11 protein-coding genes and 5 tRNA genes are annotated in these 12,385 nt (G+C 56.3%); 8 read left to right on the top strand and 8 right to left on the bottom strand.

From position 1 onward, the window contains the following. The first annotated feature begins 65 nt into the window (after window positions 1–65). Window positions 66–977 (top strand): tRNA 2-thiocytidine(32) synthetase TtcA, encoded by a 912-nt coding sequence (gene ttcA / locus ACT3T6_RS09955; RefSeq protein WP_193053273.1) that lies wholly within the window; start codon window positions 66–68, stop codon window positions 975–977. Here ttcA and fnr read toward each other — a convergent pair. The 4 genes from fnr to ACT3T6_RS09975 all read right to left on the bottom strand — a co-directional run bounded on the left by fnr (window position 964) and on the right by ACT3T6_RS09975 (window position 5,870). Next, window positions 964–1,716, bottom strand: a complete 753-nt coding sequence (gene fnr, locus ACT3T6_RS09960) for a fumarate/nitrate reduction transcriptional regulator Fnr (RefSeq protein WP_087106005.1) — start codon at window positions 1,714–1,716, stop codon at window positions 964–966. The genes ttcA and fnr overlap by 14 nt on opposite strands. Before the next feature lie 62 nt (window positions 1,717–1,778). Next, window positions 1,779–3,206: an oxygen-independent coproporphyrinogen III oxidase gene (gene hemN, locus ACT3T6_RS09965; protein ID WP_193053272.1), complete on the bottom strand. Its 1,428-nt coding sequence runs from the start codon at window positions 3,204–3,206 to the stop codon at window positions 1,779–1,781. Window positions 3,207–3,291: 85 nt separating this feature from the next. Then, complete coding sequence (locus ACT3T6_RS09970; protein WP_193053271.1) at window positions 3,292–4,017, bottom strand: sulfite exporter TauE/SafE family protein; 726 nt, start codon at window positions 4,015–4,017, stop codon at window positions 3,292–3,294. Beyond that, window positions 4,014–5,870, bottom strand: a complete 1,857-nt coding sequence (locus ACT3T6_RS09975; RefSeq protein ID WP_193053270.1) for a heavy metal translocating P-type ATPase metal-binding domain-containing protein — start codon at window positions 5,868–5,870, stop codon at window positions 4,014–4,016. Before ACT3T6_RS09975 ends, ACT3T6_RS09970 begins: the two co-directional genes overlap by 4 nt. A gap of 144 nt (window positions 5,871–6,014) precedes the next feature. Between ACT3T6_RS09975 and ACT3T6_RS09980 the strand changes: the two genes are divergently transcribed. The 6 genes from ACT3T6_RS09980 (at window position 6,015) to ACT3T6_RS10005 (ending at window position 7,415) form a co-directional block, all read left to right on the top strand. Further along, a complete protein-coding gene (locus ACT3T6_RS09980; RefSeq protein WP_193053269.1) occupies window positions 6,015–6,752 on the top strand; it encodes an alpha/beta fold hydrolase in 738 nt (245 codons plus the stop codon). An 88-nt stretch (window positions 6,753–6,840) separates the two neighbouring features. Then, window positions 6,841–6,916 (top strand) — tRNA-Val (locus ACT3T6_RS09985). A 59-nt stretch (window positions 6,917–6,975) separates the two neighbouring features. Then, a tRNA-Asp gene (locus ACT3T6_RS09990) sits at window positions 6,976–7,052 on the top strand. A 38-nt stretch (window positions 7,053–7,090) separates the two neighbouring features. Continuing rightward, window positions 7,091–7,167: transfer RNA gene (locus ACT3T6_RS09995), tRNA-Asp, on the top strand. Window positions 7,168–7,205: 38 nt separating this feature from the next. Next, window positions 7,206–7,281 (top strand) — tRNA-Val (locus tag ACT3T6_RS10000). A gap of 57 nt (window positions 7,282–7,338) precedes the next feature. Then, window positions 7,339–7,415 (top strand) — tRNA-Asp (locus ACT3T6_RS10005). Window positions 7,416–7,505: 90 nt separating this feature from the next. Here ACT3T6_RS10005 and ACT3T6_RS10010 read toward each other — a convergent pair. From ACT3T6_RS10010 to glcD, 4 genes are read right to left on the bottom strand one after another with little or no spacing between them, the layout of a single operon-like run. Continuing rightward, on the bottom strand, window positions 7,506–7,907 hold the full coding sequence (locus ACT3T6_RS10010; RefSeq protein WP_087111863.1) for a GlcG/HbpS family heme-binding protein: 402 nt from the start codon (window positions 7,905–7,907) through the stop codon (window positions 7,506–7,508). Window positions 7,908–7,936: 29 nt separating this feature from the next. Next, complete coding sequence (gene glcF, locus ACT3T6_RS10015; RefSeq protein WP_193054546.1) at window positions 7,937–9,172, bottom strand: glycolate oxidase subunit GlcF; 1,236 nt, start codon at window positions 9,170–9,172, stop codon at window positions 7,937–7,939. Between the two features lie 14 nt (window positions 9,173–9,186). Further along, window positions 9,187–10,287: a glycolate oxidase subunit GlcE gene (glcE, locus tag ACT3T6_RS10020; RefSeq protein ID WP_193057143.1), complete on the bottom strand. Its 1,101-nt coding sequence runs from the start codon at window positions 10,285–10,287 to the stop codon at window positions 9,187–9,189. Window positions 10,288–10,304: 17 nt separating this feature from the next. After that, entirely contained in the window at window positions 10,305–11,804 is a 1,500-nt protein-coding gene (gene glcD / locus ACT3T6_RS10025) for a glycolate oxidase subunit GlcD (protein WP_193054548.1), read from the bottom strand. Window positions 11,805–12,017: 213 nt separating this feature from the next. Between glcD and ACT3T6_RS10030 the strand changes: the two genes are divergently transcribed. Next, a partial coding sequence (locus ACT3T6_RS10030) for a GntR family transcriptional regulator (RefSeq protein WP_444625944.1) occupies window positions 12,018–12,385 on the top strand: 368 nt, incomplete at its 3' end.

Consider the following 12,385-nt stretch of genomic DNA (forward strand, 5'->3'; position numbering starts at 1 on the left):
GGGTGAACGGCGGGAGTCTTGTTAGAATAGCGGCTGCTCCTTCTACCATTGGCAGTGCTTATATCATGCAACACCTTGATCATTTTGACCCCGCCGCGGCAACCGTTGCACCGACGCCTGACCTGCAAGGCCAGCCGGCGCTTGAGGATGCCAAACAGAAACGCGAATTCAACAAGTTGCAAAAGCGGCTGCGGCGCGAGGTAGGTAATGCAATTATCGATTACCAAATGATCAATGAAGGTGATCGGATCATGGTCTGCCTCTCGGGGGGTAAAGACAGCTACACCATGCTTGAGATTTTACGCAACCTGCAGCGCAATGCGCCGGTAAATTTTTCACTGGTGGCGGTCAATATGGACCAAAAGCAGCCTGGTTTTCCTGAGCATATACTGCCCCGGTATCTGGAAAAACTCGGCGTGGAGTACCGCATTCTGGAGCGCGATACATACTCGGTAGTGAAAGAAAAAACGCCGGAAGGCAAGACAACTTGCGCGCTTTGCTCGCGGTTAAGGCGCGGGTCGCTTTACGGGTTTGCCGAAGAAATCGGCGCCAACAAGATCGCCCTTGGCCATCATCGTGAAGATATTCTGGAAACGCTGTTTCTCAATATGTTCTTTGGCGGCAGCCTGAAGGCAATGCCGCCCAAGCTGCTTTCCGATGACGGCAAGAATGTCGTGATTCGTCCGCTGGCCTACTGTAAAGAGGCGGATATTGCGGAGTTTTCGCGCCTGATGGAGTTCCCGATTATTCCCTGTAACCTGTGTGGTTCGCAGCCGAACATGCAGCGTCAGGTCGTTAAGGAAATGCTGGCCGAGTGGGACAAAAAGCATCCGGGTCGTTTGGAAAGCATGTTTAAAGCGGTCACTAACGTCGCGCCTTCGCAGCTAGCCGACCGCGACCTGTTTGACTTTGCGGGACTGGAAACCAAACAGGAAGCACTCATGGCGGGGCGTATTGAAGCATTTAACGTGAGCTAATCACCGGCTCTTCCTCTTCAGCAAGCGCTATAAGCCGCTGCATATCGAGGATGTTAACCTCGCGCCCTGAGACGGCCACCACATCTTGCTGCTGAAAACGGCTCAAGATACGGCTGACCGTCTCAACCGCCAGCCCCAGATAATTGCCGATATCCGCACGCGCCATTGAAAGCCTAAAGCTGTAAGGCGAGTAACCCCGACGCCGAAAACGCTCTGAAAGCGTCAGTAGGAAACTGGCCAGCCGCTGGTCGGCGGTTTTGCGCGACAACAGGCGCATCATGCGTCGGTCATCACGAAGCTCCTTGCTCATACTGCGGTACAGCTGACCACGAAGCTCTGGTAGCTCCTCTGAAAGCAGGTCCAGCCGGTCAAAGGGGATTTCGCAGATGGTGGTGGTTTCAAGGGCAATCACGCTGCCTGGGTAGTGCTCTTCGTCAATGCCGTCCAATCCGACAAGCTCGCTGGGCAAAAAGAAGTTAGTGAGCTGGTCGTTGCCATTACCTTCGCTGGTTACCTGTTTTAGGCTGCCTGAGCGAACGGCATACACGCTGGTAAAACGGTCGCCTTGACGAAACAGTGTTTCGCCCTTTTTCAGCGGTGCCCGGCGTCTGATGATGGCATCAAACTGCCCCATGTCTTCAAGCTCAAGCGCTAGCGGCAGGCAAAGCGAGCTTAGACTGCAGGTCTGGCAGCGTGCTTCTTGAAGAAGCGAGCGTCGTTGGCTTGTCGAGGGTGGCATGACTATCTCCCTGTTTCTCTTTTGCCTAAATGGCTATCTACCGCAGGCGTTGATGCCGTTGGTTAAACGATTCTTGAGTAGCGTTGGCCTGAGTGCCCCGGAAGGTAAGCATCAAACGCCATGGCCAACTGGCGAATCAGTAAACGGCCCATTGGCGTCGCCTCAAGCGTATCACCCAGGCGAACGATTAGCCCGTCCTGCTCAGCAGTGCGTAGGCTTTCCAGCGCACTGGCAAAGTAGTCGTTGGCGTTAACCTGCCATTGCCGGCTAACCGCTGCTAAATCCAGGCGCATATCGCACATTAAGCGTTCGATAACGTCGGCTCTTATTAGGTCGTCCTTATTTAAGCGTACGCCTTTCACGATAGCCAGTCGACCTTGATCCAGGTTCTCTTCGTAGCTAGCCAGGTCAGTAGGGTTTTGCGCATAGCTATCGCCTATTCGGGAAATAGCGGACACGCCCAGACCGATCAGGTCGCATCTGGCATGGCTGGAGTAGCCCTGAAAATTGCGCTGTAGGGTGCCGTTGGCTTGGGCAACCGCCAGGCTGTCATTGGGTTTGGCAAAGTGATCCATCCCAATATGTTGATAGCCCGCAGTGGTCAGCATGTCGATGGTTGTGCGCAGAATCGAAAGCTTTTCATCCGCACCTGGCAGGTCATCCACGCTGATACGTCGCTGAGGCTTGAAGCGTTCAGGCAAATGCGCGTAATTAAACACGGATAAACGCGCCGGGTTTAACGCGATAACCTGTTCAAGTGTCTTGGCGAAGCTCCTTTCCGTTTGAAAGGGCAGACCGTAGATTAAATCCAGATTCAGCGAGCGAAAGCCCAACCGGTGTGCTTCATCCATTAGTGTTTCGGTGAGCACGCGAGGCTGATGACGGTTAATCGCCTTTTGAACGCGTGGGTCCAGGTCCTGTACGCCAAGGCTCAGGCGGTTGAAGCCCAAAGACTGCAGATGGCGCAGGGTTAAAACATCGGCTTCGCGCGGGTCAATCTCAATGGCGTAGTCACGCTCTGGTGCGCTTGAAAGCCCAAAGCGGGCGTCCAGGCGGTCAATCAAGTCGCCCATCTGTTCCAGTGAAAGAAACGTAGGGGTTCCTCCGCCCCAGTGCAACTGATTGACAGGGCGCTTTGTATCCAGATGGCGGGCCGTCAGGACCATCTCACGATCTAGCCGATAGAGATACGACTCGGCCAGGGCGGTGTTTTTCGTCGCAATTTTATTGCACGCGCAATAAAAGCAGATTTTGCGACAAAACGGGATATGGACATAGATGGAAAGCGGGCGCTGACTTGCGTTGCTGCGCTCAATGGCCTGGGTCGCATCTTCGGCGGTAAACCCTTCGTGAAAGGCCAGCGCCGTCGGGTAGGAGGTGTAGCGTGGGCCGCTTTTATCATAACGGCGCAGCAATGCGTCATCCCAGCGGGTGCTGGATGACGCGGTAGCAGTAACGGATGAGGGGACAGCCGTGGCACATACAGGCATGAAGAGGCGCTCCGGTAGCTGAAAATACGTTTTTAAAAGCTACCGATAGGCTAGAGAACATAGCGCTGTAGTGCGTTGCGCCAGGTCAATGATTGGCGTGTGAGTGTCCGCCTGAATGCCCACCTGAGTGCATGTTGAGTGCCCACAGCTGCCATACGGCAAAGCCGATAATGACGAGCGCGGCGATGGTTCTTGTCGCGGGGTGACGAATAAGATGATTAAGCTTGCGTGCGGCAAGTCCTGTGGCCAGTAGCGCAGGCAGGGTGCCCAGGCCAAAAGCGCCCATTAATAAAGCCCCTTGAAGCGGCCGGGCCGTCGCCAGGCTCCAGGCCAGCATTGAATACACCAGCCCACAGGGCAGCCAGCCCCAAATGGCGCCTAGCGCGAATGCCTGGGGGAAATGAACCACCGGCATCAAGCGTCGGCCCCAGGGCTCAAGGTGACGCCATAATCGTTTGCCCACGGCTTCCACGCGCAAAAGCCCTTTCCACCAGTTAGCAATATACAGCGCCATGAGAATCAGCATGAGCGCTGCAACGCCTTGCAACAGCTGGCGCGCCAGCAGTGAGGGCGAAAGCACGGTGCCCAACGCGGCTACCAGCGCGCCTGCCGTCATGTAGCTTAATATTCGGCCCAAGTTGTAGCTTAGCAGTAGGCCGCCCATACGCGCCGAGCTACGCATGCTGGGCGGGATGGCAAAGGTTAATGCGCTCATGACGCCTCCGCACATGCCGATGCAGTGGGCCCCGCCCATCAATCCAAACACGAACGCGGCAATAAGCGGAGGAAGATCAAGCCCGGTTGGGTTCATGGCACGCTTTTGACTGCTGAAGTGGATAAATGGGAGGTGGATACGTTGGAAGTAGATAGCCTGTGTGAAAAGCGTAGCGTATTAGCAATGACGGCAAGCACACTGACGCCAGCGCCCGTGATGGCGCCAAACGGCGATAGGGCGCCCACTGCCGCTAGGCAAAGCGCTATCACGCTGATGGAGGCCGCCATGCCCATTGAGTGTTGTATGCAGCGCTGCGTGGCGCGGGCAATGGCTAGGGTTTCTACGGAGCGCCCGCTTTGTGGGCTGAGTATGACCACGTCTGAGCAAGACGCTATCGCCTCATCGGCAGGCTGCGTTGTTGTGGCCAATGAAAGCAGGGCGCGAGGATTCGTTATCACCACGCCTCGTGCACGTAACTGCTGGTAAGCGACCGTTAGCGCCGCTGGGGTTGCCAACGCCAGTGCGCACGGGCTGCCTGCTATTAGCAGCGAAAGCAGTACATCCAATGCCATTAGCGGTTTAAACCACCACCAGAGGGCTGTCACTCCTGGCGTTATGATAAGCAGGCCAGCACTCCATGTGTGCACGCCGCGTGCGTTAATGCTGGCCAGGTGCTTCCCAGTAAAAGCAGCGTCAACCAGGGGGCCTAGCGCTGCAATACGGGCGCGGGCAGGCGGTTGGACTACGTTAATCACCAGCGGGTTTTCGAGGTTTTGGCAGCCTGCCAGCACGCTATCTCCTTTCGCGTAACTCACCGGGAGCGGTTCGCCGGTGAGCTGTGAGGTGTTCAGGCTTGATGCGCCTTGCTCGATAATGCCGTCAGCAGGTATCCGCTGCCCCGCGTTCACTACGATACGATCACCTGGGCAAAGCTCACACGCGGGTAAAATTCGCTCGCTTTCATCGGGATAACGCCGAATGGTCGTGGCGGGTAGGGCTCCTTTAAATGTGTCTTGAGGGCTTCTTAAAATGGGTAATGATCGAGCGCAGCCAAAAAGCAGTAACAGCGTTGTGAGCAGCGCAATCATGCCAACGTACATGCCAACGTTGTGCTCCCCTGCGTGAAAAAACGATGCGTAGCCGCTGGCCAGGTAAGCGCAGCCCAGTGCCAGGGCAGTAGGCATGGCCGGACCCAACAAGCCACGCTTTATATCGACAATCGCTTGTCGAAAAAAAGGCGGCGTGGCAAACAGCATGACAAGCGTTGCCAGTACCATGGGAAGCCAGTGAAGCAGCGTAGTAGTACGCGTATTGAGATCCCCTCGTACTTCACTCGGCAAAAAAAGCATGAGCAGCGTGATACCTAGAAGGCACGCCCCCGATACGCCCAGCCGCCAGGCACACAGGCGTTTTTTATAGCGCCCGCGTTCCTGTGCAGGGTCTGGCTCAAAAGGCAGGGCGCTGTAGCCAATGCCGGCAAGCTCGGCCAGTAGCTGGGAAAGCTCAAGCTTGCTGGGTTGCCAGCTAACGTGAAGGCGATGCCGTGATAAATCGACGGCACTTGAGGTGATGCCCTTCAGCGCATTTAAGCGATGTTCAATTAACCAGCCACAGGCATTACAGGTAATACCTTCTACCGCGAGCGTAGCGCTTAACTGGTCACTGTCGACGCCAGGGGGCAACGTTTTCCGGAATTTTGCCTCAAATTCAGGGCTGTCGAAATACGCCCAGGCATCGCTATCGAGTGTCTCTCCGGCAGGCGTGTCGGGCAGCTCAGTGCGCTGCTGGTAATAGCGCTCCAGGCCGCCCTGTACAATGGCATGGGCAACGGCCTCGCAGCCTGGGCAGCACAACGGGTACGTGGTGGCGTCCAGCGTTATATGCCAAGGCGCATTGCTCGGAACAGGGCTGCCACAGTGGTAACAAGAGGAGGCCGATAATGTTGTCATGGCTTCGCTGCCTGTGCTTTAAATAACCGTATCATCAACGTTTTATCAGGCAAGAGTGTTTCCTTAAGGTAGCAGCCATCGGGAAACTCTTGAATGAATAGTGATGGTTTAACGGACTAAAATGCCAGGAGAAAGAAAACAGTGATGCCAGACGCTTATGCAGGATATTTGCCCCTTCCGCCAGACGCGCTGGAAGATGCCTTGGCGCAAACTGAAGCCCCCGGCTTCTTTTTGGTGGAGGGGCTTGGGCCGCTGGCAGTGGTGGGGCGGGCGCGTATCGGGCGAATTTTATGGGCGCATGGCGCAGGTGCTGGGCATCAGTCATCTTTTATGCAGCGCATGATCAATGGGCTGGCAGCCCAGGGGCTTCAGGTGTTTGCGATTGACTTTCCCTATATGCAGCAGATTAATCAACAGGGTAAACGCCGCCCGCCACCGCCAGTTGCTCACACGGTAGCGCATTTTACTGCCTGGTATCGTCTACTTGCGCCATTGGCGGCATCGCCACTGTGGGTGGGCGGAAAGTCGATGGGCGGACGAATTGCGACGATGTTGGCCAGCCAGCAGGCTTGCCCTGGTGTTATCGCCGCAGGCTATCCGTTTCATCCGCCGAAAGCGCCTGAAAAACGTCGGTTAAGTCACTGGCCTGATATTCACTGTCCGGTATTGATACTACAAGGCGAGCGTGACCCGTTTGGTACGCGTGAAGAAGTAATTGGCTATCCATTAACGCCTCAAACCAGGCTTGACTGGCTAACTGATGGTGACCATGACTTTAAGCCACGGCGCGCTTCTGGATTAAAACATGAGTTTTTGATTGACGAGGCGGCCTCACTTGCGGCATCCTTCGTCCGCGCTCATGGAACGCCTTCGGGAATGTGAGCAACGCGCTGGTTTAAATCACAAAGTTTAAACATAACGTGTTGACATTCAGCGAGGCTTCTGTAGAATGCAGCGCCACGTGACCAGCGGGTGGTTAGCTCAGTTGGGAGAGCACCAGCCTTACAAGCTGGGGGTCACTGGTTCGAACCCAGTACCACCCACCATCGAAAGATGGCCTGGAAACGTAAAGCAGTACCAAAGTAATATCAGCATGATGTAATGCGGACCGGTAGTTCAGTTGGTTAGAATGCCGGCCTGTCACGCCGGAGGTCGCGAGTTCGAGTCTCGTCCGGTCCGCCATCATCATACGGTTTACTTTGTAGCAGTTATCGCTATTCGGACCGGTAGTTCAGTTGGTTAGAATGCCGGCCTGTCACGCCGGAGGTCGCGAGTTCGAGTCTCGTCCGGTCCGCCACGATAACTTGCAGATTCGTTGATGAAGATCAACACCTTGGGTGGTTAGCTCAGTTGGGAGAGCACCAGCCTTACAAGCTGGGGGTCACTGGTTCGAACCCAGTACCACCCACCATTTAAAGTCCATTTTAAATGGTTGTCATTGTAATACCGCGTTAAGTGCCTTATATGTGGACCGGTAGTTCAGTTGGTTAGAATGCCGGCCTGTCACGCCGGAGGTCGCGAGTTCGAGTCTCGTCCGGTCCGCCATTAAGCACCTTCAGTTTATACCGAACGAATTCTAAAACCCCGGATCAATGATCCGGGGTTTTTCGTATGTGCGCTGGTTGGTTACGCCAGTCAGGCAACCGCGCTAACACCTGCCTTGGCAATCTGGACGTCCTGCTCAGGTTTTACACCGGAAATACCTACCGCGCCGATCACTTGCCCATCGACGATCACTGGAACGCCACCAGACAATAAGCCAGGGAAAGGCGCGGAAACAAATGCAGTGCGGCCACCGTTAATCATCTCTTCAAACACCTGCGTTTCCTTGCGGCCAATAGCGGCATTACGCGCTTTATGAGAGGCGATCTCCGCGCTAAAGGGCGCGGCTCCATCCAGGCGACGTAGCGCCAGCAGGTGGCCGCCATCGTCAGTGACCACAATCGTCACCGGCCAGCGGTTGTTGTCCGCTTCTTGTTGCGCGGCATCAAGTATCTTGTTGATATCGGTCAGCGTCAGTACGGCTTTGGTTTGCATGGTATTTCCTGTTGGTTGGTTAATGGATGTTATTGAGCGAGTGCGGCGTCTACCACTTCGACCCAGTGACGAACCGGCGTCCGGTTCGCGCCTGCCAGGTGCGTTTGGCAGCCAATATTAGCCGTTACGATAAGCGCTGGGTTGCCTGCCTCCAGGGCATTGAGCTTATTGTCGCGCAGCTGTGTGGCCAGTTCCGGCTGGGTGACCGAGTAGGTGCCCGCTGAACCGCAGCAGAGATGAGCATCCTGCACCGGGGTCAGCGTAAACCCTAGCGTGGTTAATACGCCTTCAACCGCGCCGTTAAGCTTCTGGGCGTGTTGTAGCGTGCAGGGGCAGTGAAAGGCCAGTCGCTGAGTCTCTTTTACCTGAAGGGCGTCCAGGGGTTCCTCGCGAAGTATCTCAACAATGTCTTTTGCCAGCGCACTGACTCTCTGGGCCTTTTCAGCATAGCGCGGGTCATCCTTGAGCATATAGCCATACTCTTTGATAAATGCCCCGCAGCCACTGGCCGTTTGAACAATGGCTTCCGCTCCTTGCTCAATATGTGGCCACCAGGCATCAATGTTGGCGCGCATGCGTGCTCGTCCGTCATCCTGGGCATTAAGGTGAAAGTCAATGGCCCCGCAGCAGCCCGCTTCTGTGACGGGCGTTAAGCTAATATCCAGTCGGTCCAGCAGCCGCGCTGTGGCGGCGTTGGTATTGGGTGATAATCCAGGCTGCACGCATCCCTCTAGCATCAGCATTTTCCGAGTATGCTGCGTACTGCCCGGCCGTTTTCCGGCATCAACGGGCGCGGCTGGCATTTTATTGCGCAGTTTGCCTGGCACCAGCGGCTTGAAGGTTTGTCCCAGTTTAAGCAGCGCCTTGAAGCGCGTTGGCTCCACCATCATTTTACGCAGCGCGTAGCGCTGGGCACGCTCGGCTGGCGGGCGCGGTACTCGACGCTCAACTTCAGCGCGGCCGATATTTAACAGCTTGTGATACTCGACCCCGGAAGGGCAGGTCGTTTCACAGTTCTGGCAAGTCAGGCAGCGGTCCAGATGCAGCCGGGTTTCCGCGGTGACCTGGTCATCGTCGTCGCGGCTTTCCAGCAGCTCCTTCATCAGGTAGATGCGCCCGCGGGGGCCGTCACGTTCATCGCCCAGCAACTGGTAAGTGGGGCAGGTCGCGTTACAGAAACCGCAGTGTACGCAGGTGCGCAAAATGCGCTCCGCCTCCTGGATATGCGGCTTTTGAAGATCCGCATCGGTAAAATGCGTTTGCATATCAGTTCTCCTGATTAAAGCGCCGCATAAAGACGACCGGGATTAAAAATAGCGTGAGTATCCAGCTCCGCTTTCAGCCTACGGTGATACTTTTCAACCACGCTGTTTAATGGCGTAAAGGGCTCAGCGGCTCCACCTCGCGCCTGCGGGGTGTAGCAGGTAGCGTGCCCGCCGGCGGCCTGGCATGCCTTGCGTAACGTTGTTGCATCCAGTGAGGTTTTTACCCAGCGCTGGCTGCCGCCCCAGTCGTAAAAGATATCTTGCTGGGGAATATCCAACGCAAGCGGGGCAGTGTTCGGAGGGAGTGAAAGGCGCCACAGCGGTGGGTCATCGCGGTACTTAAAGAAGTCATGGGTATGATCACGCAGCGAGGCCCAAAAGCTGGCCTCCAGTGGTTCGCCCCCCAGGCGCTCACGGGTGGCTTTTACCGAGCTTTCGCCCCCCTCCAGGCGAATAAATAACTCGCCTGCGTGCCAGGCGGCGGCAGTGATGGGTAGCGGCTCGCGGCCAAGTTCAGCCAGTTTGTGTAAGGCCTCTTCAAGGCTTAGTGACAGGCGCAGACAGTGGCTTGCGGTGGGAACAGGCAGCACCTTAAAGGAGATATCGGCCAGTACGCCAAGCGTGCCTTGGGCACCGGTCATTAAGCGGGAAAGATCATACCCCGCCACGTTTTTCATCACCTCGCCACCAAAGCGCAGCAGTTTGCCCTCTTGGGTAATAATGCGTGTGCCGAGCACAAAGTCGCGTGCGGCGCCCGCCCAGGGGCGCCGGGGGCCAGAAAGCCCGGTCGCCACAGCGCCGCCAATGGTGCTGTTCTCACCAAAAGAGGGCGGCTCAAAGGGGAGCATTTGATGGTGTTCGGCAAGCGCTGCCTGAAGCACGCTTAATCGTGTGCCCGCCCGCACGGTGACCACCAGCTCTACGGGGTCGTAAGAGACAATTCCGCTGTGCTCTGCCATGTGCAGCGGCTGGCCTTCCACAGGGCGGCCATAAAACGCACGGGTGTTCCCCCCTGCAATACGCAGTGGCGTGCGCGTTTCATACGCGTTACGCACCTGGTCACACAGGCGCTCAGAGATATCGCGGTCTGCGGCGTTAATCGCTAGATCGGTCATGAGTGTTCCTTATGCCATCAAAACCGCGGAAGCTCCGGGTGCGGCAATTCATTGTTATGCACATGCATGGCGCCAAATTCGGCACAGCGAGCAAGCGTAGGGATGTTTTTACCGGGGTTGAGCAGGCGCTTTGCATCAAACGCGGCTTTTAGCGCATGAAAAATGCGGATCTCATCGGCCTGGAACTGGCTGCACATCTGATTGATTTTTTCGCGCCCCACGCCGTGCTCGCCGGTAATGGACCCGCCCGCTTCCACGCAAAGCTCCAGAATCTTGCCGCCAACGTCCTCGGCAAGCGCAAGCTGCCCCTCTTTGTTGGCATCAAACAGAATCAGCGGGTGCATGTTGCCATCGCCTGCGTGAAACACGTTGGCCACGTCCAGGCCACTCTGTTCAGAAAGTGCGGCGATACCCTTGAGTACGCGCGGCAATTCGCGGCGCGGGATCGTACCGTCCATGCAGTAGTAGTCTGGCGACATACGGCCAACCGCAGGGAAGGCATTTTTACGTCCGGCCCAAAACATGGCTCGCTCAGCCTCATCGCGGGCCTGCTGAATCTGTGTGGCGCCTGCCTTTTCGAGTACCCGACGTACCGTTTCACAGTCGTCATCTACATCTGCCTCAACGCCATCCAGCTCACACAGCAAAATGGCTTCAGCATCCATGGGGTAGCCCGCTTTAACAAAATCTTCAGCCGCTTTAATGGCTAGCCTGTCCATCATTTCCAGCCCGCCTGGAATGATGCCTGCGGCAATAATATCGCCCACCGCTCGGCCCGCTTTTTCAATATCGTTGAAGCTTGCCATCAAGACCTTGGCGGTTTCCGGCTTGGGCAACAGCTTAACGGTAATTTCAGTCACCACACCGAGCATGCCCTCTGAACCATTCATCAGTGCTAGAAGATCAAACCCCGGCGCATCCAGCGACTCGGCGCCCAGCGTCATGTGCTCGCCTTCAATAGTAAGCACATCAACACGAAGTACGTTATGCACCGTGAGCCCGTACTTTAAACAGTGCACGCCGCCTGCGTTTTCTGCCACGTTGCCACCAATTGAGCAGGCGATTTGAGATGACGGGTCAGGGGCGTAGTAAAGCCCGTAAGGCGCGGCCGCTTCAGAAATAGCCAGGTTGCGTACCCCCGGCTGCACACGCGCCAGGCGGGCGTCCGGGTCAACGCTTAAAATACGATTAAAACGCGACATTACCAGCAGCACACCTTGTTCCAGCGGAAGTGCGCCGCCGGAAAGGCCGGTGCCCGCACCGCGCGTCACTACGGGTACATCAAGTGCGTGGCAGCGCTTTAGCAGGGCTTCAACCTGCTCAAGGTTCTCAGGCAGCGCCACCAGCATGGGTAGCACCCGGTACGCCGCCAAGCCATCGCACTCAAAAGGGCGCAGGTCTTCTTCCCGGTGCAGCAGGGTCATGGAGGGCACTGCCTGCTGTATATCGCTTAAAACCTCGGCTTTATCGCGGTGGACCAGCTCGCCGTCAAGGCGCTCATCAAAGAGAATATTCATCACAACTTCTCTGGTTTTTTTATCGTTAAAGGTAACCGCACGGTCAATTCGCTATGGCATCAATCTGAGCTTTTTTTGTGCGGCTGTCCAGGGTGTGGTGCAATGGTCAGACCAGTAATTAGTCGATGTTGAAACGCGCTGCCGCCTGCTTGCCAACGGGTAAATCTTACCTTGCCATGGGCGACCAACCAGCGCCTGGATGAGAGAAAACAGATGTCCTTTTCCAATCAAGAACCTGTACTTGGCCTGCGTACGCCTGACCATGTTGCCGCCCGTTTGGAGCGCTTGATTCTGGATGGCGTCTTTCGGCCTGGCCAACTGCTGCCTTCTGAACGGCGCCTCTGCGAGCGGCTTAAAGTATCCAGAGCCTCGCTGCGTGAAGGCCTGCGCATTCTACGTAGCAGAGGCGTGATTGAAACTCGCCAAGGGCATGGCTCAACCGTGGCATCGCTTCTCCCCATGCAGGATAAAAGCCCGTTGATGCACCTGTTCCATGATCACCCGCGCACGCTGTTTGATCTGCTCGAAGTGCGCGCTCTGCTGGAAGGAGAGTCGGCTTTTTTGGCGGCGACGAGAGGTAC

Origin of the sequence: Halomonas sp. 72, assembly GCF_052379785.1 — a bacterium.
Lineage (GTDB): Bacteria > Pseudomonadota > Gammaproteobacteria > Pseudomonadales > Halomonadaceae > Vreelandella > Vreelandella citrativorans.

Excerpts from the sequence above, each read along its gene's own strand:
- ttcA (WP_193053273.1), top strand. The coding sequence starts at position 66 with ATGCAACACCTTGATCATTTTGACCCCGCCGCGGCAACCGTTGCACCG.
- fnr (WP_087106005.1), bottom strand. The coding sequence starts at position 1,716 with ATGCCACCCTCGACAAGCCAACGACGCTCGCTTCTTCAAGAAGCACGC.
- hemN (WP_193053272.1), bottom strand. The coding sequence starts at position 3,206 with ATGCCTGTATGTGCCACGGCTGTCCCCTCATCCGTTACTGCTACCGCG.
- ACT3T6_RS09970 (WP_193053271.1), bottom strand. The coding sequence starts at position 4,017 with ATGAACCCAACCGGGCTTGATCTTCCTCCGCTTATTGCCGCGTTCGTG.
- ACT3T6_RS09975 (WP_193053270.1), bottom strand. The coding sequence starts at position 5,870 with ATGACAACATTATCGGCCTCCTCTTGTTACCACTGTGGCAGCCCTGTT.
- ACT3T6_RS09980 (WP_193053269.1), top strand. The coding sequence starts at position 6,015 with ATGCCAGACGCTTATGCAGGATATTTGCCCCTTCCGCCAGACGCGCTG.
- ACT3T6_RS10010 (WP_087111863.1), bottom strand. The coding sequence starts at position 7,907 with ATGCAAACCAAAGCCGTACTGACGCTGACCGATATCAACAAGATACTT.
- glcF (WP_193054546.1), bottom strand. The coding sequence starts at position 9,172 with ATGCAAACGCATTTTACCGATGCGGATCTTCAAAAGCCGCATATCCAG.
- glcE (WP_193057143.1), bottom strand. The coding sequence starts at position 10,287 with ATGACCGATCTAGCGATTAACGCCGCAGACCGCGATATCTCTGAGCGC.
- glcD (WP_193054548.1), bottom strand. The coding sequence starts at position 11,804 with ATGAATATTCTCTTTGATGAGCGCCTTGACGGCGAGCTGGTCCACCGC.